We start from the raw sequence: 19,747 nt of genomic DNA on the forward strand, positions 1-19,747 counted from the left end.
GTAATAAAATCAATGGATTATGAAGAAAATGTTAGTGATAAGTATAGTCGCGTTTATAACTAGTATAAGTGGATTAGCTCAAGAGAAAATTGAGGTAATGCGATATGAGTATCAGATGACCATGCCCTTAGCCAAAACGACTGATGATATTAATACTTCTAATAGTGCAACTGAAATAGTATATCTAGATGTGCAGAATAGCGAATCTAGATTTGCTAGTGAAGGAAATATTAAAAGAGAAGAAACACTTATAGAGTACACTACAGGAGCTAAAAAAACAGCAGATCATACAGCGCGTTTCCAAGCTTTAGGTCAATTTAGAAGTAAAGTAAATTGGATTATCTATAAGGATCAAGCAAACTTAAATACTTATGAAAATTCAGGAATAGAAACGTATAATGTAGAAGAACCTAGTAATTTAATTAAGTGGAATATTTCTGGAGATATAGAAGATTACAATGGTATGAAGGTACAGAAAGCGGTAGGAGAGCTGAGTGGACGTACTTGGACAGTATGGTTTACTCAAGATATCCCTTTGATAGATGGACCTTATAAGTTTAAGAATTTACCTGGATTTGTAGTCAAAGCAGAGGATAGTACAGGTGATTATAAGTTTGAGTTCTTAAAGAGTGAAAAAGTCACAGCGGAGTTTTGGCTAATGGATAGACATAAAAATGCCATGAAAGTCAATAAGAAACAATGGGATAAGATTAGGAATGTCAATGCTAATAAAAGTTTCTCTCAAATGATGAGTGAGATAGGAGCAGGTACTATTGTAAAGGTAGTAGATGAAAAGGGGAATGATATAACCAATGATAAACTAAAAAAGAAGACAGGCAAAGAGGCTAAACCTATTGAGTTCTATTAGTATAAAGTGATTAAGTTATGAAGAAGTATTTATTTAGTATTACAGTTACTGTTTTAACTGTTTTAGGAGTAGTAGCTCAGGAGAAAATAGAGGTCATGCGATATGAATATGAGGCAACGTTTAAACCATCTATTAAGTCAGACGAAATGTTTACAGAGTCTGTATTCTTAGATGTATGGGATACTTCTTCTCGTTTTTATTCTAAAGGATATGCTAGCCGTGTAGAACGTTTAGCTAAAAAAGAGAATAGCGGACTAATAGGTAAGTCGTTTAGTATGGCTGGTGAACAGACACGGCTTGAAGCAGTATTAGTAAAGGAAGCTAATAAACTATTTTATGTACAGAATGTGAGTGGTACTATGTTGAAGATAGAAAGTCCAGTTAATCAGGTCAAATGGAATATAGATGATACTGTAGAGGAGTTTGAAGGTATGAAGGTACAGAAAGCTATAGGTGAACTGAATGGGCGTAATTGGACAGTATGGTTTACTTCTGAAATTCCTATCATAGAAGGGCCATATAAGTTTAAGAACTTGCCTGGATTTGTAGTCAAAGCACAGGATGATAAGGAAGATTATGTTTTTGAGTTCAGAAAGAGTGAGAAAGTAGAAATACCAGTAGACTTCAACGAATATAAACAGGCTGGATTGTATAAAACTAGTGAGTTAGTCAAGCTAAGAGAGGTTAAGGCGAATATGACAGTTAAGCAGAATTTAGATAGTCAAGGTATGATTGTTTATTTTGAAGATACTGTTGAGAATCAACAGATGCTAAATAAGAAAGTGGGAAATAGTAGTAATTACCTTGAATGGTTAAAAAAGTAAGGTTATGAAGTATTTAATAGGATGTGTTGTACTATTTTTATTATCTATTCATAGTATGGCTCAAGAGAAAAAAGACTTTATGCGTTATGAGTACTCATTGACTTTTAAGCCTTATGATGTAAAAGTAATGCCTGATAGTCTTCCTATCACAGAGAAGTTCTATCTGGATATAGACGGGAGTAATTCTATGTTCTATGATGAGTTTACTTACCAAGAATTTGTTGCTGAATTAGAAGAGATAGAAATAGATATTCCAAATTCTCAAGTGCCTTGGATGGTTGCTAAAGACTCAGGGAACATTATTCTTTATGAGATGATTAATTCGTTAGAAGCTTATAAAGTAAAACAGCCTCTTAATCTTATTCAATGGACTATCTCAAGTGAGATAGAAGAGTATCATGGTATGAAAGTACAGAAGGCAACTGGAGAACTAAGTGGACGTAATTGGACAGTATGGTTTACTACTGAGATACCTATAATAGAAGGCCCTTATAAGTTTAAGAATCTGCCAGGTTTTGTAGTAAAAGCAGAGGATAAAAATAAAGACTATGTATTTGAGTTTACTGAGAGTATGAGAGTACATAATTACTGGGTTGAATTAAAGGAATTAGATTTTTTCAAGGAAGTAACAGGTAAACAATTAAATCGATTAAAAACATTAAACGCCAATAAAACTTATATGCAACTCATACAAGAAATAGGAGGAAAGTTAATGAATGATGACAAAGAACCTTCTGATTTTATGACTAAGAAATTTGGCAAAGAGCCTAATCCTATAGAGCTTTATTAGTAATTAACCAAACGACCTTATTAACGATGAAATATGTAATATATATACTTTTCTTTATAGTAGCCTTGCCTTTACAGGCACAAGTAGTTCTGAAGGGAAAAGTAAATGGTGAGAATAAACAAGCATTATCTAATGTAATTGTTTCTATACTTAATCCAGAGACTAATGCTGTAATAGCTTATGAGATGACGGATAGCAAAGGGACTTATCAGATACCTATCAAGTCTTCTCTAACAACATTAAAGATCAAGGCATCTATAGTGAACTACAGTGTATTTGAAAAAGTGATTGAGAATAAGTCTCAGGATATTCAAATTCAGTTAGTAGATGAGTTTACACAATTAGAAGAAATATTCGTTAAAGCTTCTCCTATTACTCAACACAATGATACTCTAGTATTTGATCTTAGCAAATTTGCAGGGAAGAATGATAGAGTACTAGAAGATGTGATAAAGAAGATGCCAGGAATGGAGGTGAAGAGTAATGGAGAAATAGAATATCAAGGTAAGCCTCTAAATAAGTTTTATGTAGAAGGGAAAGACTTGATGCAAGGAAGATATGGTGCTATTACTAAAGCCTTGCCTAATCTTCATGTTAGCAAGCTAGAGGTAATAGAAAACCATCAGCCGATTAAGATGCTAGAGGGAAAAGTACCTTCAGAGAGTCCTGCTATTAATATTAGATTAAAGAATAAAATAAGTTTAAGTGGTAGTGCTAAGATAGGAGTAGGTGGTGATCCCTTTTTATGGAATAGTACTATATCTCCGATGTTTTTTAGTAAAGGATTACAGTACTTAGTAAGTTATGATACTAATAATACAGGAGAAGACCTTACTAATAAATTTAGAGCATTTGGCTCTTTTGGTTCTTTTGATGTTTATAATTATACGAAGAGTACAGGCCAGGCGCTGTCTATGAGTACAACGTCTGCTCCTGGTATTGCTAAATCACGTTATTTAGACAATAGATCTCATTATGTTTCTGCTAACTTCTTAGTGAAGTTTACAGATAAGATAGAGATGAATACGAATGCTTTTTATAACAATGATGAGGTTAAGCAATCAGGAGCACAATCTACAGAGATTAGAAACTTAGACGCAAATGGCAATGTCAGTGATGTAATTAGATATAGTAGAAAAGATGAGAACAGATACTTTAAAGAAGCATTTAACTCTAAGTTTACGATTACGAAGAACACAAAAGACAATTACTTAAAAGATTATATAACGATTAATGTAAGTAGAAATAAAGAAAGAGGACTATTATTACAGAATAACGATCCTATTAATCAGAGTGTATTATCTCCTTCTTTTAGCTTACAGAATTCATTGAGTACCCTAGTACCAGTAGGTAGTAATAAGTTTGCTAACTTTAAGTCTATTATTGACTTTACAAGAGATAAACAAGATTATGATGTGGTAGCGAATGGCAATGTGAACTTCCCAGATCAATATTTGAAGAAATACGATTTATTAAATCAGTCATTCTTAGACAATACTTTCTATACACAGAATGCTTTATCACTTTCGTGGAAGTACAGAAAGTGGACTTTTACAGAAGAGTATAGTTTATTGTATGAGAATAAGCGTTTTGAGACAGACTTATACGGATATGATACTCAGTCTGTTTGGCTAGGGGATAATTATCAGAATGATTTGACTTACAATAGATTTGTAAATCGTTTAAACTCTAGTTTTAATTTTAAGGGAGTGTCGTGGGATATGACATTTACTGTGCCTATTATATGGTCATCTATGAAGCTAGATGATAAGTCTATAGATACGAAGACTACAAAGAATGTAGTAGATTTCTCACCATCATTATACCTGTCATATAAGATTAATAATATGTGGACATTAAGAGGAGGAAGTAACTTGAGTACTAGTTATACCCCTCTTGACCAACTGTACAGTCACTATATTTTTAGTGGACTAAACTTTACAGCATATAAGGCGAAGATAGAAGACACACAGAGTATTTTTTCTTGGTTTAGGTTTGAGTTTAAAAATCCTTTTAATGGAATATTCTTTAATGGGTCTTTAAATAATAACTACCAAGAGAGAAAGATTATATTATCACAGACAATTGATGAGAATGGACAGTCTGTTTTAGAAGCTTTAGAGCAAAAGAACATTTCAAATAATCAAAGTGCTAATATTAACCTAGGTAAGTTCTTTAGTGAGTATAGCTCTAATATTAAAGGAAGTTTCTCAGTTAATAAAGGTAAGTCAGAGATATTAGTAAATGAGTATCTAAGAGATGTGAATACCTATAACTATAATTATGGATTACAATTGACGAATAATTATTTTGATTGGTTAAACTTTACTTATGATTTTAATTATATGGAGATAGAGCGAAAGGATATGAAGCAGTCAACACATTCTTATGGCAACTCACATAATCTGCGTATAGACCTTATCCCTTTTAAATCACATAGTTTTATTTGGAAGCTAGATTATAAAGAAAATGTATTTAATAATCAGAAGTTTACTAACCGATTTATGGATGTTATGTATCGCTTTAAGTGGAATAAGAAGAAGATAGACTTTGACTTCGAGTGGAATAATATCCTGAATACAAAAGAATACGAACAAGTAGTAATCAATAGTATACAGACATCAACAACTAACTTTAAACTAAGACCTTCACAATTCTTAGTATCAGTGCGATTTAATTTTTAAATAGAATATAAAAAACCTCCAATCTTTAATAATTAAGATTGGAGGTTTTCTTTTGTGGTAAAGTGATATTATAAAAACTATTTATTGAAATTTTCTAAATCACGTACATTCTTTTGAACACTCACAGCAGCGAAAAGTGATAATAAATAAGAGATAGCATAGAACCCTTTCTCACTTAAAGTCATTTCTGCATTGATTAGCCCAATAGTTAGTAATGTTATACTTGCTAAGGTACCAATCCATCCTAATGTATAGAAAATAGGGGTAACAGGTACACCTTCTATCTTATCTCTTACACTCTTTTGTAAAGCAACTACTGCAAATAACCCAAATAAAATAAGGGTAAAGTAAAAACCTTTCTCACTTAATAAAATCTCTGCATTCCACAGACCTATACAATAACTAGTAATACCAAGTCCTAAAGCTATCCATGCAACTAATGTATATATCGCTGAAGGTTTAAATCTCTCTAGATTAATAGTGTCATTTTGTAAGTGTGCTCTATTAGTAGTACTAGATGACGTTGTATTTCTTGTTTCTGTTTTTTCTTCTTCTATCATATTTTTTGTATTAAAGAAGTAAATATATGTATAAATTTTTATAAAATTTAATATTGTATTTTTATTTTATTATGTATTGTGTTGTTTAATTGTTTGTTGTTTGTGCTTTTTATATGAATACTAATAAGGTTGTGTTGTTTTTAGTGATTGTCTTTATTGCTTTTTTATCTTTGTCAGATGTTAGAAATCCTTTACCAAGACGAGTATATAGTAGCGATTAATAAGCCACGTGATTTATTAGTACACAAATCTTTTATAGCAAGTGATATTCAGGAGTATGCTATTCAGATCTTAAGAGATCAGATAGGGCAGTATGTTTATCCAGTACATCGCTTAGACAGAAAGACATCAGGCGTATTATTGTTTGCTTTGGATAAAGAGATTCTAAAACAGCTTAATGATGACTTTGCTACCCGTAGTGTAGAGAAGAAGTATATCGCTATCGTGAGAGGATATACGATAGATGAAGAGACAATTGATTATGCTTTGACCAATGACAATGGTCAAGTACAAGAAGCAAAAACATATTACAAAACCTTGCAGAGAGTAGAGGTAGAAATGCCATTTGGTAAGCACTTGACTTCTCGTTATTCCTTGGTAGAAGCTTATCCTGAGACAGGAAGACAACACCAATTGCGCAAGCATTTTAAACATATCTTTCACCCTATTCTAGGGAGTCGCCCACATGGCTGTAATAAGCAGAATAAGCTTTGGCTTGACAGACATGGATTAGGAGCGATGTTATTACATGCTTTAGAACTGAAATTTACACACCCTGTTACAAAGGAAGTCATAGAACTTAGAGCAACTATCGATGAGCAGTATCGTAAGTATAACGCTGTACTGGACTTTGACTTAGAACAGTATTATTAGGTTGGCAGTTAACGGTGTATATTACGTCCACTACATAAAGTAAATACGCAATATCTTGCGTGTCACAGTAAATAAGATAATAGTGTTATAAAGACTCAAAGTCAGTAGACTTTGCGTAGCGAGAGTACAAACCATCCCAACATAAAGTAGAGATGCAATATCTTGCGTGTCACAGTAAATAAGATAATAGTGTTATAAAACCTCAAAGTCAGGAGATTTTGCATTGAGAGATTACGTCCACTACATAAAGTAGAGACGCATATCTTGCGTGTCACAGTAAATAAGATAATAGTGTTATAAAGCCTCAAAGTCAGGAGACTTTGCATTGAGAGATTACGTCCCCAACATAAAGTAAATACGCAATATTTTGCGTGTCACAGTAAATAAGATAATAGTGTTATAAAAGCTCAAAGTCAGTAGACTTTACAGCGAGATATGATAGACTAAACAGTATCACAACATCACAACATCACAACATCACAATATCACAAAAAAACGATTTCACAAAAAAACATTACTCATATCTCAGTGCCTCCACAGGATCTAGCTTAGCAGCTTTCATCGCAGGGTATAGCCCTGATATTATCGCAACAACGAAGGTAGTGGTAAAAGCAGCTATGATAGCTGTCCACGGCACTGTAAAACTAAAACTCATAACCTGGGCTAAGGCATAAGCTGTTAGGATACCAAGTAAGGTGCCTAATAGCCCACCTAACTGACCGATGATGATTGTTTCAGTAAAGAACTGTATTGCTATTGTTTTCTTTTTAGCACCTAGAGATTTGCGTACACCTATCTCACGAGTACGTTCAGTGACAGATACGAGCATGATATTCATCAGCGCTATAGACGACCCTAGTATTGTGATTAGACCGATTACCCAGGCTGCTACATTCAGCATATTCACCTGTTTCATCATAGAGCGTATCAAATCATCACTGCGTTCGATACCAAAATTAGATGGTTGAGCAGGAGTTAGTTTTCTGATATTTCTAAAGTCTATAGTAGCCTGATCTATGGCTTGATTAAGTAAGTTATCTTGTAATAAGCCTATCTTGATATCATAGTTACCATGTGCAGTATTAAATATAGAGCGAGCAATCTTTATCGGGATAAAGATTCGTTGGTCTTCATTTTGACCAAAAGTACTTCCTTGCTCTTTCAGCATCCCTATTATTCTAAATTTGTACCCTCGGATAGAGATAACCTGACTTATCGGATTCTGATCTTTAAACATCTTTTTAGAAAAGTCAGAACCGATAACACATACGAAGTGATCATTAGCAATATCAGTATAACTGAAGTTTCTACCCTCCGTGACAGTTAATCCACTATTGGATAAGTAGTTCTCATCACATCCGATAATAGGGATTTCAGGGTCTGTTTTCATGAAGTCATTTTTGACTTCGATATTCGAGGCAGCGTTAAAAGACAGAGACACATTAGCGAAAGGAAACAAAAACTCTCTTTTAAATGCCTGTGCTTCACTATAGGTAATAACAGGATTAACCTTTTGTACAGACTTATTCTTAGCCATTCTGTCTGCGACATCGTATCTCAATATCGTAAATGTATTTGCTCCCATAGAGGCAAAGTCATCTAATATTGTATTGCGAAGAGCAGATACTACAGCTAATATTCCTACTAATGCCCATATACCGATCGCTATGATAAACACAGTGATACAAGTACGGAGTATCTGACTCTTAATACTTGTCAAGGCGATTCTCATGTTTTCGATTCCGATTTTAAACATATAGTAGTAGCAGTAATTAATATAGTTGTTAGAAGTAAAAATACACAAAAAAGTTTAAACCTCACAGTTATCTTCTTTTCTTAAAATAAGTGACAAATACTCATACTTACCCCTCTGATTCAATAGGAGGATTTTAAAAAAAGTAGTAGTTTTGTCTAATAATAATACATAAAAATTAATTAGAGATGGCAAAGAAACCTGGAATTCCAAAAGGTACAAGAGACTTTTCTCCAACAGAAGTAGCAAGAAGACAATACATCATGCAGACTATCCGACATGGATTTGAGAAATTTGGATTCCATCCCATCGAGACTCCTTCTTTCGAAAACCTTGATACACTACTTGGTAAGTATGGTGAAGAGGGTGATCGTTTAATTTTTAAGATTTTAAACTCAGGGGATTACTTAAGTAAAGTAGATGAGACTGTATTAGAGAGCAAGAATAGTTTAAAACTAACGAATCAAATCTCTGAGAAGGCATTGCGTTATGACTTGACTGTGCCTTTTGCTCGTTATGTAGTAATGCACCAGAATGAGTTAGACTTCCCTTTTAAACGTTACCAAATGCAACCTGTATGGCGTGCAGACCGTCCACAGAAAGGTAGATATAGAGAGTTCTATCAGTGTGATGCTGATGTGATCGGATCTAAATCACTGTGGCAAGAGGTAGAGTTCGTTACACTATATGACAGAGTATTCACTGCATTAGGAGTACATGGAGTAACTATAAAACTAAACAATAGAAAGATATTAGCAGGTATTGCTGAGGTGATTGATGCAAGTGATAAGTTAATTGACTTTACTGTAGCTCTTGATAAACTAGATAAGATAGGGGAAGATGGAGTAAAAGCAGAAATGATCGAAAAAGGTATTGCTGCAGAGTCTATTGAAAAAGTAAAAGCATTGTTTAACTTCACAGGTACTTTTGAAGAGAAATTAGCGAAACTACGTGTGATGTTAGCTTCATCAGAAGAAGGATTAAAAGGAGTAGAAGAGTTAGCATTCGTAGGAAGAGAAGTAGCGCTTATCGGGCTACAGACAGCGAAATTAAACTTAGATGTGACTTTAGCTAGAGGACTTAATTACTATACAGGAGCGATCTTTGAGATTGGAGCACCTGAGACAGTACAGCTTGGATCTATAGGTGGAGGTGGTCGTTATGATGACCTTACAGGTATCTTCGGGCTTAAAGATATGAGCGGCGTAGGTATTTCATTCGGTTTAGACCGTATCTATTTAGTGATGGAAGAGTTAAATCTATTCCCAGAGACAGTAAGTGCATCTTCTAAAGCGATGTTCTTAAATATGGGAGAAGAAGAGATGAGCTATGGAGTACAAGCAGTGATGAAGCTAAGAGATGCTGGTATCCGTACAGAAGTTTACCCTGATAAAGCTAAAGTAGGTAAGCAATTCCAGTTCGCAGATAAGAAAGGAATTCCTTATGCAGTGTTAGTAGGATCTCAAGAAATGGCAGATCAGAAATATACACTAAAAGAATTAGCATCAGGTGAGCAGGAGGTATTATCATTAGAAGAGCTGATTGCTAAATTAAAATAACGAATAGTTTATTTTGAAATATAGAAGGTATGTGTTTACTTACACATACCTTTTTTTATGCCAATGAAGAAGAAGCTAAGAACACTAAGAGTAGATAACTCGGAGTACCTATATAGTATAGGAGGTACTTATATCGCTGATACAGAGGAGAGCATTTTCATTATGCGCATCTTTGTAGATAAGTATAGTAAGTATGCTTTATTCGTCCACTTCCGTGTGTTAGATGACTATTATGTAGGTAATCCACTTAATCATGGTGTGCTATTATATAATACAGCGTTAGAAAAAAAAATAGTAGTGAATTTAAATCGACCATTATTTATCCGTTTAGCCTTAGATTATGGATTAGAACAAGGGTGGAGGCCAACGCAAGAAAGACTAGAGTTAGATGGTTTAGATCTATTAGTACAGCATGGTTATCAGATCGATAAGCTATTAAAAAAGACTTATAGCAAATAAGGTGATAATACTCATCTTTTAATTGTTGTAATTCCGTAATTTTAAACTTGCAATACATTAATAATATTTCAATAAGATATGGGAAGTAAAAAACTAGGTAATAACCCGAAGATGATGATGTTTAGATTGTTATTTGAACAGAAGCCATCTATAGACCTACAAGCAGTATTAGAAGAATTAAAACAAGTGTTTCCTAATGTAACCTTTGCAAAAGAGGCTAATGTGTTTACTTTCCCTGATTGTGAAGTAGAGTTCGAAGAGGGTATTGTGCCTGCGCAGTGTGTCGTGATGCATGCAGAGGATGACAGTGTTAAGAAGATTGACCAGAAATATACAGAACAGAATTGGCATTGGGAAGAGGGAGCAGAGGTATTGAAGAATTGTCAATATGAAGTGTTAGTGACTGATTTTTTGAGTAGAAGTTTAGAGCCTCGCATACGTATTGTATTAATGCAGCAGATGCTTTTTGCGATGGCTAAAGTAGCTCAGCCTACTATCATTGTTTCTGAGCACGGTGAGAAGTTGATTGATCCAGAAGTATTTATGAGAGACTGTCTAGATCCTAACTACGTTGCATTAGACTTAATGATCAATGTTCGTTTATATAATGTGAATCAGCCAGAGTATGGAAGTTTGTTAATGGATACAGTAGGGTTACATGCGTTAGGTATTTCTGATTTTCAGTTTTTCTTTGATGATGATACGATAGTGAATGAGGTAGCAGGTCGTCTATGGGACTATGCTTATTATTTAATGGAAGCAGGGGATGTCATAGAAGATGGAAATACAATAGAAGGATTTGAGCCAGGAAGCAAATGGACTTGTCATAAGGAGTTCTCTTCATCTCAACCTAGAAGAACAGTGATCAATGTAGTCATGAGTTAGTCAAAAAAGTAGACACTTACAATTGAATATATATAATTGAACCCTGAGGAGTAATAGTTTTTAAAAGATTATTGCTCCTTTTTTGTTTATACAGAGAAGCAGTATGATAGAGAGATTGCAGGTATTATAGTACATTGAGGACTAAACTTGTTTTTTTATGAATAAATAGTAGGTGATATAGAGGAATCTATAATAGATAGTATTTATGATAAATAGTACCTATGATAGAATAAAATCTATCGTTCGTAAAGACTGACGTACCGTTGAGGGGCATAATATATTTGTGATGTAAAGAAAAAATCTAAACAACAAATATTAATTTTATGCTTAAACGTAGTTTTTTGATATCTGCATTAGTAGTATCATCATTTATTCAAGCTCAAGTTTTGACTACGAATACAGGTAGCCCTGTAGGAAGTAATCAACATTCTAAAACCATTGGTAATAATGGACAAGTATTATTAGAAGACATCCATTTAATAGAGAAGTTAGCTGCTTTTGACAGAGAGCGTATTCCTGAGAGAGTAGTACACGCTCGTGGAGCTGGAGCATTCGGAGAGTTTGTAGCGAGTGCTGATTTTTCGGATGTGACGATGGCAGACTTTTTATCACAAGCAGGTAAGACAACGCCTGTGATGGTAAGATTCTCTACTGTGACACATCAGCAAGGGTCACCAGAGACGTATAGAGACCCACGTGGTTTTGCGGTAAAGTTCTATACAGAGCAGGGTAACTATGACTTAGTAGGAAATAACCTTCCGGTATTCTTTATTAGAGATGCGATTAAGTTCCCTGATATGGTACACGCTTTTAAACCGTCTCCTTTGACTAATGGGGCATCAGATCCGAATAGGGTATTTGACTTCTTTTCTAATTTGCCAGAATCTACTCATATGTTTACTTGGCTGTTCTCTGATTACGGTATACCAGCTAACTTTAGACAGATGGAAGGGAATGGAGTACACGCATATAAATGGGTGAATGATAAAGGAGAAGTAACGTATGTAAAATATAAATGGGTACCTCGTCAGGAGATTAAAAACCTGACACAAGAAGAGGCTAACGCTATCCAAGCAACTTCAGTAGAGCATGCGACTTTAGACTTATATCACGCAATAGATAGAGGTGATTATCCTATCTGGGACTTATATGTACAGATGTTAAAGAGAGAAGACTTTGATGCCTTAGACTTTAATCCTGTAGATGTAACGAAGATTTGGCCAGCTGAGATCGCGAAGTCTGTAAAAGTAGGTACAATGACATTAAAGGCTAATCCTACGAACTACTTCCAACAGGTAGAACAAGCTGCCTTTGCACCTAGTACATTAGTGCCTGGTATAGAGCCTTCTGAGGATAAACTGTTACAAGGAAGATTGTTCTCTTATGCAGATACACAACGTCACCGTTTAACAGGGAATTTCCAACAAATACCTGTTAATGCACCTAAGAATACAGCGACTACTTATAACCAGAATGGGTATATGTCTACACGTGTACAGTCTGGTGATGTGAACTATCAGCCATCGACTAATAAACCTGAGGTAGTAGATAATGCTAAGTTTATGTACTCTAAGTCTGAGTTCTTTAAACCTGTTAGTACTACACAGCATGTGATAGATAAGGAGAATAACTTTAAACAAGCTGGTGATCTATATCGCTCGTTCTCTAAAAAGGACCAAGATAATTTAATCAAGAATTTGAGTGGAGCATTTAAGACGATTAAGAATAAGGTGATTGTACATAAGATGATTGCTTATTTTTATCAAGCTGATAAAGAATATGGTACACGTCTATTAAAAGCAGTAGATGTGAAGCTAGATGAGATAAAACCTTATTTAGCTCAATAATAGATATAGTATAAACAAGGATTCAGCATAGATACATTATCTACTCTATATGGCCCCACATCATATTTTATCAAGAGTATAGAAGAACAGATTTAGGTACAAGCTTATATTTTTATATTATTTACTTTCTACCATTGTTCTGTACCTAGATTTGCTTCTATGGATATGTATTTGTGTTGAATCTATTTTTAGTGTTAGTGATGAAACAATGGATGATATTAGGACTGTTGTTATGTAGTGTTCAGATTAGTTTTGGACAAGATATATTTACAGCCGCAAGAGAGAATAATACAGAGGAGGTAAAGCAGTTGATCAGTCAAAAGATAGATTTAAATCAAGTCAATGATCGTTCTTTTACTCCCTTAACGATAGCAGTGTATAACGATAGTAAGGAGGTAGTGAAGGTATTACTAGAAGCAGGAGTAGACCTAGAGAAACAAGATACTATGGGCAATACAGCCTTGATAGGAGCTGTGTTTAAAAAGAATTTGACTTTGGTTAATTGGTTATTAGAGTCAGGTGCAGATGTCAATAGAAGGAATAGTAATGATGCTAGTCCTCTTATTTTTGCAGTAACTTTTGGGACTACTGATATTGTAGGTGCTTTACTAAAGGCAGGTGCAGATAAGACAGTAAAAGATAATAGAGGAAAGACAGCATTAGACCATGCCGTATTACAAGATAATAAAGAGATGATCTCACTCTTACAGTAAAGAATAAGGATCTAAATATAAGCGAACAATTACTTTTTAAATAGTAGAAAAGTAATTGTTCGCTTTTTTATTTTTAGTTGTATTTTTATCATTCGTATTAGAATAAAAAAAGTAAGGAGATATGGAAGTGAGTAGTGTTGATTTTCAAAGTTTTATAGATAATTATTCTTCGTCTGATAGTGAGTGGTTAGCCCTAGATTGGAACGGAAAGTATGGAGCTAAGTTTAAAGATGATAATTACCTTTTTAGAATTCAGATAGCAGAGTTAGTTTGTCAGCAATTAGATACTGTAGATTTGCCTCTATTAAGAGAGTTATTTATCCATATTGGGACAGTGTCTAAACTTAATTTTTCAGTGTATAATAAGTTTCATTTATTAGCACAGACTTTATTAGAAAGAGGAGGGAAAGAGTATTTATTTGATTATCTATGTGCAGCTCATATTTCTTTTGATACTTTTTTGAGTACAGCTAATATAGAATTGAGTCAAGAGAGAATAGAAGAATTATTAGTGCACTTCGATTATTTAAAAGAAACGGAGTCAGATCTAGAAGTACAGAAACTACTGTCGGAGCACATGCGCGATAGATTAGAAAGATTAAAAAAGAAAATAAAAATATGAAAAGAATATTAGCAGTTTTATTCCTAGTGATGGGATTAAGTGGGTATAGTCAGGAGAGTAATCTGTCTGATGCTTCGGTAGAACGAATAAAATCCTTAATCACTTTGTTTGAGAATGAAGATAGAGAAGGTATTGCCAAGAGAATAGTTTATCCTCTGAAGCGAGAATACCCTTTGCCACCAGTGACTTCCGAGTTCGAATTTGTGAGTCGTTTTGAAGAGTTTTTTGTACCCGAGTTTTCAGCTAAGATAGCGAACTCTGTAATAGAAGAATACAGTCATATGGGATGGCGCGGTATTATGTTTGACTTGGGGAGAATGTGGTTGACAGAGAGCGGGGATATTTATCGCATTATCGATCAGACTGAACTAGAGAAGAAGATAAGAGAAGAAATGATTCAGGCAGATAAGAAGAGATTGCACAGAAGTGTGAATAAGTTCTTAGAACCATATGCTATTATTAAAACGGGACAGGATATCTGGCGTATAGATAGAAAAGATGAGAAAGTAATGCGCTTAACAATATGGAACGACGGTAAGCTAGTATCTGATGTCCCTGACCTGATTCTAGAAGGAACTGAAGATATACAAGGAACGATGGGCAATAGAGTACTGTATTTTAAAGATAAAAAAGCGAATGACATGATCACGATCTTAATGGATAATCCTGAGTCAGAAGTAGCACATGAAGTAACTATCATTACAATAGATAGTGAAGGAAATGAAGTAAGCCTAAAAGGACAATCTGATAATTAGATCCTAAACCATCTAATATAATGAAGCTGTAACAGAGATGTTACAGCTTTTTTTGTTCTGTAGTATTAGCTTTATAGTAAACTAAGTTTAGTCTAATAGCAGATATTTCGATATTGTTTATGGTTTAAGTAAGTATTGCCTCCGTTTTTTTATTTGATTTAACGGACACACTACGGACTCATAACGGACTCACTACGGACTCACCTCAACTCATTTTAAGAGGAGATAGGAAGCAGAGTAGTGTAAAATAGGTATATAGATTACAATAAATTAGCCTAGTTATATTACAAGTGTAATATAACTATAACAAGGAAGTAATAATATAAATAAGTAACCCTACTAGTCCTCCCACTAGAGTACCGTTGATGCGGATATACTGTAAGTCTTTACCTACTTCTAGTTCTAGTTTATCACTCAGTTCGCGACCATCCCAGCTATCTACAGTATTTCTGATTAGTTGCCCTACTTCTTTTGTGTTTTTAAGAGCTACTTTATAGATGGTGTGTTGTATCCACTTATTGATCTTTATTTTATTCTCCTCGTTATTCTCTAAGTCTAGTGCTATTTTAGACAGGCTATTAGAGATATACTTGCGCAGTACTGAGTTATTGTCCTCTAGTTGTACGAGTAGATTTTCCTTCGTAGAGCGCCATAGGTCTTGCATATACGTATGAATAGTATCATCAGTAATGAATTGACCTATGATTTCATCGAACTTAGCTTTCCACATAGGAGAAGCTTCTATATCTACAGCGAGCATTTCTAACCTTAGGGTAATCTCTTTTCTTATTTTGTGATGAGGGTCTTTTTCTATATCACTTAAGAAGGTATTGATACCACTGATAAGTTGATTCGTCACCGCTTTACCTCCGATAAGCCCTAAGATAGGTTTTTTCTCTACGACATTGTCATATATTTCTTGGCGGTGTTCTTCTACATAGAGTTGTGCCTTAGGCAAGATAATGTCTAATAATCTGTTGTGTTCATTCTTTTCGATAGCATAGGTGACTCCTTGTGATACAAAGCTTTGGATATTAATAGCCGCAATACCTTCTTTCGCTTTTGAAGTCATCAGTGCAATGATTGTTTCGTCCTCTAGTTCAGCGAGTATTCGTTTGGCAAGTGAAGTAATCTCATGCTCTAAAATGATTTGATTATTAGGCTTGTTTAGCCAAGTAGAAATCATATTCGCTAAATCAACTTTCTCCACATAAGGTCTGATATTCTCTGACGTCAAGAAGTTATCTGTGACAAAGTCTCCTAGGTTATCTCCAATCTTGTTTTTGCTATTGACAATAAGATTAGTATGCGGAATGGGCATGCCCATCGGATGTCTAAAAAGAGCTGTCACTGCAAACCAGTCTGCTAGTGCCCCGACCATCGCAGCTTCTGAGAATGCCTTGACATATCCCATCCACGAAGCAGGTGAATGTCTGATGGCATATACCATAGAGATATAGAGGATAGCCATAAGTATAAATAGACCAGTAGCTATGCGTTTATGCTTTTGTAACTGTTTTTTCTTTTCATTCATAGTGCTGTATTTATAGCTAATGTAATGAAAAAAGAGAGCTTAGAAGCTCTCTTTTATGGTAAATGTCATTAATTCGTATGTCTTTGGATGTCTAAAAGTGATACGCTCTGCATGTAGATATAGTCTGTCTGCTTTGGTACCATATAGGTCATCACCTACTATAGGTGTGTTTAGTCCTTTTGGGTGTGAGGCATGCATACGCAGCTGATGAGTACGCCCTGTGATAGGATAGAAGTACACTTTCGTCTTACCATCTTTTCGTTCTATCACTTCGTATCTAGTCTTGGCATACTTGCCATATTCATAGCATACCATCTGTCTAGGTCTATCGTCAAAGTCTATTCTCAACGGTAGTTCTATAATCCCTTCGTCTTCTGCTATGATACCATCTAGTATAGCGACATATCTCTTCTCTAAGCTCTTCTTTATAAACTGGCTCTGTAGTGCTTTATGCGAGTCTTTATCCTTAGCAATGATTAAGATACCTGATGTAGGCATGTCTAATCGGTGTACGATAAGAGGCCCTGTAGCATTAGGGTAGCGAAGTTTCATACGTTCATATACAGAGTCTAGTATATAAATACCAGGTACAGATAAGAAGTCTTCAGGCTTATTTACAATAGCAAAGTACTCATCCTCATAGACTACCTCAATAGGTCTGTTAAGAGCAGGGTTGATCAATAGTGGATTATCATCTACTTCTAAGCCTTCTAGCATATGTCCTAAAATAGGCTCACACTTACTGCGACAAGAAGGGTAGAAGTGCTGATGCTTGCGAATCTCTGACTTCGGAGACTCTCCCCACCAGAATTCTCCTAAAGCAATAGGCGTATAATTATGCTCATAGGCGTATTGCATCAGTTTAGGAGCCGCACAGTCTCCAGCAGCAGCAGGTGGCTGTTGTAATACTGTCTTCTCGAAGATCTCTAATAAGCTTTGTTCTTCTCCTTTATAATTTAAGAATTTGTAAGAAGCGAATAGTTTTTGCTGTAGTCCATTAGACTTTTGTTTGCGTTCTTCTTTTAGGTTATTTAGCTCCTCTTCTATACTTGTCGTGATATCTCTAGTTGTCGTGATTTGCTCTTGCCAATATTCTGTCAGTACGCGCAACTCATATTTATCTCTTAAACTCTGTTTGACTAGGTCATCATTTAAAAGCTGAAATTCTTCAGGAGAAAGTATGACTTCTTGTTCTTTTCGGATGGCTTTTCGCTCGTTTTTTTGTTTTTTATGCTGTACTTTCTTTTCTTCGATGGCTGTTTTTTCTTCAGCTATCTGTTGTTTCAATAAAGCTTTGGCATTGCTATATACAGTATCTGCTTCTAGTTTTTCTATTTTGGCATTGATAGCATTAATTGCTTTTACCTCTACATCTTCTCTTGCAAAAAAGCCGTTCTCATTCCATAGGTCAAAGATTAGTGGTACGTATCCCTCTAGGTCTGTATGACTGCCTAGCTTACCAGAGAAGCCTGCTAAGTAGCCTAGTTCTCCTTTTTCATTTTTTACTACTAGTACACCAAACATCTTACCTGTAGGTAGACAGTTCTCATCCTCTGTGTCAAATAGCGGTGCTATAAGCGGATGTGTGCTTAGTTCACGTTGTAACTCTTCTGCTGCTAGTATGGTTAGGGGATGAGGTTCGTAATAAAAAGGGAAAGTAAACTTAGTCGGCAGTGCTATAGACTGCACATCACTGGTAAACTTTCTGAAGATAGCTTTAGGCTGAGACATGTAATTCTAATTTTTAGACTGCAAAATTAAGGATAAAAGGGAGATGGGAAAGAGCATTGTTTTAAAATTAAACGCTATTGTTTTATTATACTTACTTATCAGCCTCTTTCATCACTTGTACTATTTTCATTACAGCTTGTTGTGCATTGGCAGTACCACTGTTTGCCATGATGATATAGGCGGTATTCGTGATTCCGTCTATCTGTGTATAGGTAAAGAATGTACCATCAGAACCGGCGTGGTCATATAGCTTAGTAGTTTCATTGATAAGATTCCCCCAGCCTATAGCATATTTGCTTTGACTATTAAATAAGAAGTCATAAGTACTTGCTTTAAGGGCGTTGTTTTGACCTGCAAGACCTTGTAGATTGAGTTGGATGTATTTGATATAATTCTCTATATTCATACTTAAGTCACCAGCAGGCTCTATAAGGGTTAATGCATAGTTATAAGTAGGAGGTACAGATTCTAGTACATCATACTGTAGGGCATGTCCCCAAGGTTGGTTTTCTAGATTGCGATTTGGCCAGCCGATGACGAAGTCTATATCTAGTTCATTGGTTAGAATTTCTTTTGCTAGTTCTTCCCAAGATTTGTTAGTTACTTTCTCTAACATAGAAGCTGCTATACTATACCCTGCATTAGAATAGGTATATCCATCTGGAGTTTCTAGTGGAGCCATCGTTAATACATGTTGAGCGAAAGCTTGTCTCTGTTGTTGTTTTGTCCCTTCGAGCTTTGGAAGACCAATGCGTTCCGTACCACTAGTGAAGGCATGTACTTTAGCTCTGTGAGAGAAGAAGTCCTTCAGTGTAGCAGTGTAGTATGCAGAATTAGCAGATTCTTTTGCTTCAGGGAATAGATCAAAATAGGTAGTATTCCACTTGATTTTGCCTTGTTCTACTAGTTTGGCTGCTATAAACCCTGTAATGGCTTTAGAGTTAGAACCTAAGTGAAAGTAGTTTTTTAGATCAGCATTAGAAGGTGTGTTCTTTTCGCCGAATTTGTGATGTCCTGAGATTCCTTTTTGAATAGTTTGATCTTTTGTTACAATGGCATAGGCGACTTCAGGAACGTTGTATAGGTTGCGTATACTATCTATTTTAACGTGTAAGTCTTGACTGTATATTGTTTGACTACATGATAATATGAAGGCTGAGGTTAGTATAAGTAGTTTTTTCATGTTTTGGATTTATTATAAAAACTAAGGTAATGATATTCGGTTTATAAATAAGTTTTTCTCCTTTGAAAAGGTTCGGTAGAGGGAAGGTAATTGGTGATAAATAACCG

General features: G+C 35.0%; 17 protein-coding genes. 12 read left to right on the forward strand and 5 right to left on the reverse strand.

Annotated elements, in window-relative coordinates; translation table 11 throughout:
* Positions 1-19: 19 nt before the first annotated feature.
* The 4 genes from MYRA21_RS10590 to MYRA21_RS10605 are packed head-to-tail and all read left to right on the forward strand — an operon-like array spanning position 20 to position 5,166.
* Positions 20-868: a GLPGLI family protein gene (locus tag MYRA21_RS10590; protein WP_006260734.1), complete on the forward strand. Its 849-nt coding sequence runs from the start codon at positions 20-22 to the stop codon at positions 866-868.
* A 17-nt stretch (positions 869-885) separates the two neighbouring features.
* A complete protein-coding gene (locus MYRA21_RS10595; protein WP_006256946.1) occupies positions 886-1,692 on the forward strand; it encodes a GLPGLI family protein in 807 nt (268 codons plus the stop codon).
* Between the two features lie 4 nt (positions 1,693-1,696).
* Complete coding sequence (locus MYRA21_RS10600; RefSeq protein ID WP_006256945.1) at positions 1,697-2,482, forward strand: GLPGLI family protein; 786 nt, start codon at positions 1,697-1,699, stop codon at positions 2,480-2,482.
* A 26-nt stretch (positions 2,483-2,508) separates the two neighbouring features.
* A complete protein-coding gene (locus tag MYRA21_RS10605) occupies positions 2,509-5,166 on the forward strand; it encodes a hypothetical protein (RefSeq protein WP_006256944.1) in 2,658 nt (885 codons plus the stop codon).
* 77 nt (positions 5,167-5,243) lie between these two features.
* On the opposite strand, the gene yiaA is transcribed toward MYRA21_RS10605, so the two are convergent.
* Positions 5,244-5,726 (reverse strand): inner membrane protein YiaA, encoded by a 483-nt coding sequence (yiaA, locus tag MYRA21_RS10610; protein ID WP_006256943.1) that lies wholly within the window; start codon positions 5,724-5,726, stop codon positions 5,244-5,246.
* A gap of 177 nt (positions 5,727-5,903) precedes the next feature.
* Between yiaA and MYRA21_RS10615 the strand changes: the two genes are divergently transcribed.
* Entirely contained in the window at positions 5,904-6,599 is a 696-nt protein-coding gene (locus tag MYRA21_RS10615; RefSeq protein ID WP_006256942.1) for a pseudouridine synthase, read from the forward strand.
* Positions 6,600-7,113: 514 nt separating this feature from the next.
* Here MYRA21_RS10615 and MYRA21_RS10620 read toward each other — a convergent pair.
* A complete protein-coding gene (locus MYRA21_RS10620; protein WP_006260735.1) occupies positions 7,114-8,355 on the reverse strand; it encodes an ABC transporter permease in 1,242 nt (413 codons plus the stop codon).
* 185 nt (positions 8,356-8,540) lie between these two features.
* Here MYRA21_RS10620 and hisS point away from each other — a divergent pair, with 185 nt between their 5' ends.
* From hisS to MYRA21_RS10655, 7 genes are all read left to right on the forward strand, one after another.
* The gene (gene hisS, locus MYRA21_RS10625) at positions 8,541-9,911 is read left to right on the forward strand and encodes a histidine--tRNA ligase (RefSeq protein WP_006256940.1); all 1,371 of its coding nucleotides are present in this window, start codon (positions 8,541-8,543) and stop codon (positions 9,909-9,911) included.
* 63 nt (positions 9,912-9,974) lie between these two features.
* Positions 9,975-10,370, forward strand: coding sequence for a hypothetical protein (locus tag MYRA21_RS10630; RefSeq protein WP_230456710.1), 396 nt, complete (start codon positions 9,975-9,977; stop codon positions 10,368-10,370).
* Positions 10,371-10,448: 78 nt separating this feature from the next.
* Positions 10,449-11,255, forward strand: coding sequence for a DUF4261 domain-containing protein (locus MYRA21_RS10635; protein ID WP_006256938.1), 807 nt, complete (start codon positions 10,449-10,451; stop codon positions 11,253-11,255).
* Between the two features lie 323 nt (positions 11,256-11,578).
* Entirely contained in the window at positions 11,579-13,102 is a 1,524-nt protein-coding gene (locus MYRA21_RS10640; RefSeq protein WP_006256937.1) for a catalase, read from the forward strand.
* Between the two features lie 200 nt (positions 13,103-13,302).
* On the forward strand, positions 13,303-13,815 hold the full coding sequence (locus MYRA21_RS10645; protein ID WP_230456711.1) for an ankyrin repeat domain-containing protein: 513 nt from the start codon (positions 13,303-13,305) through the stop codon (positions 13,813-13,815).
* Positions 13,816-13,936: 121 nt separating this feature from the next.
* Entirely contained in the window at positions 13,937-14,437 is a 501-nt protein-coding gene (locus tag MYRA21_RS10650) for a hypothetical protein (RefSeq protein WP_006256935.1), read from the forward strand.
* Complete coding sequence (locus MYRA21_RS10655) at positions 14,434-15,192, forward strand: hypothetical protein (RefSeq protein ID WP_006256934.1); 759 nt, start codon at positions 14,434-14,436, stop codon at positions 15,190-15,192. Before MYRA21_RS10650 ends, MYRA21_RS10655 begins: the two co-directional genes overlap by 4 nt.
* A gap of 301 nt (positions 15,193-15,493) precedes the next feature.
* Here the strand turns inward: MYRA21_RS10655 and MYRA21_RS10660 are convergent, their stop codons facing one another.
* The 3 genes from MYRA21_RS10660 to MYRA21_RS10670 form a co-directional block, all read right to left on the reverse strand.
* Positions 15,494-16,726, reverse strand: coding sequence for a DUF445 domain-containing protein (locus tag MYRA21_RS10660; protein WP_006256933.1), 1,233 nt, complete (start codon positions 16,724-16,726; stop codon positions 15,494-15,496).
* A 39-nt stretch (positions 16,727-16,765) separates the two neighbouring features.
* Entirely contained in the window at positions 16,766-18,457 is a 1,692-nt protein-coding gene (locus MYRA21_RS10665) for an RluA family pseudouridine synthase (protein WP_006256932.1), read from the reverse strand.
* A 91-nt stretch (positions 18,458-18,548) separates the two neighbouring features.
* On the reverse strand, positions 18,549-19,640 hold the full coding sequence (locus MYRA21_RS10670) for a serine hydrolase (protein WP_006256931.1): 1,092 nt from the start codon (positions 19,638-19,640) through the stop codon (positions 18,549-18,551).
* Positions 19,641-19,747 lie beyond the last annotated feature (107 nt).

Source organism: Myroides sp. A21 (assembly GCF_000807225.1).
GTDB lineage: Bacteria > Bacteroidota > Bacteroidia > Flavobacteriales > Flavobacteriaceae > Flavobacterium > Flavobacterium odoratimimum.

Excerpts from the sequence above, each read along its gene's own strand:
- MYRA21_RS10665 (WP_006256932.1), bottom strand. The coding sequence starts at position 18,457 with ATGTCTCAGCCTAAAGCTATCTTCAGAAAGTTTACCAGTGATGTGCAG.
- MYRA21_RS10600 (WP_006256945.1), top strand. The coding sequence starts at position 1,697 with ATGAAGTATTTAATAGGATGTGTTGTACTATTTTTATTATCTATTCAT.
- MYRA21_RS10670 (WP_006256931.1), bottom strand. The coding sequence starts at position 19,640 with ATGAAAAAACTACTTATACTAACCTCAGCCTTCATATTATCATGTAGT.
- MYRA21_RS10635 (WP_006256938.1), top strand. The coding sequence starts at position 10,449 with ATGGGAAGTAAAAAACTAGGTAATAACCCGAAGATGATGATGTTTAGA.
- MYRA21_RS10605 (WP_006256944.1), top strand. The coding sequence starts at position 2,509 with ATGAAATATGTAATATATATACTTTTCTTTATAGTAGCCTTGCCTTTA.
- hisS (WP_006256940.1), top strand. The coding sequence starts at position 8,541 with ATGGCAAAGAAACCTGGAATTCCAAAAGGTACAAGAGACTTTTCTCCA.
- MYRA21_RS10645 (WP_230456711.1), top strand. The coding sequence starts at position 13,303 with ATGAAACAATGGATGATATTAGGACTGTTGTTATGTAGTGTTCAGATT.
- MYRA21_RS10590 (WP_006260734.1), top strand. The coding sequence starts at position 20 with ATGAAGAAAATGTTAGTGATAAGTATAGTCGCGTTTATAACTAGTATA.
- MYRA21_RS10650 (WP_006256935.1), top strand. The coding sequence starts at position 13,937 with ATGGAAGTGAGTAGTGTTGATTTTCAAAGTTTTATAGATAATTATTCT.
- MYRA21_RS10595 (WP_006256946.1), top strand. The coding sequence starts at position 886 with ATGAAGAAGTATTTATTTAGTATTACAGTTACTGTTTTAACTGTTTTA.
- MYRA21_RS10620 (WP_006260735.1), bottom strand. The coding sequence starts at position 8,355 with ATGTTTAAAATCGGAATCGAAAACATGAGAATCGCCTTGACAAGTATT.
- yiaA (WP_006256943.1), bottom strand. The coding sequence starts at position 5,726 with ATGATAGAAGAAGAAAAAACAGAAACAAGAAATACAACGTCATCTAGT.
- MYRA21_RS10640 (WP_006256937.1), top strand. The coding sequence starts at position 11,579 with ATGCTTAAACGTAGTTTTTTGATATCTGCATTAGTAGTATCATCATTT.
- MYRA21_RS10655 (WP_006256934.1), top strand. The coding sequence starts at position 14,434 with ATGAAAAGAATATTAGCAGTTTTATTCCTAGTGATGGGATTAAGTGGG.
- MYRA21_RS10660 (WP_006256933.1), bottom strand. The coding sequence starts at position 16,726 with ATGAATGAAAAGAAAAAACAGTTACAAAAGCATAAACGCATAGCTACT.
- MYRA21_RS10630 (WP_230456710.1), top strand. The coding sequence starts at position 9,975 with ATGAAGAAGAAGCTAAGAACACTAAGAGTAGATAACTCGGAGTACCTA.
- MYRA21_RS10615 (WP_006256942.1), top strand. The coding sequence starts at position 5,904 with ATGTTAGAAATCCTTTACCAAGACGAGTATATAGTAGCGATTAATAAG.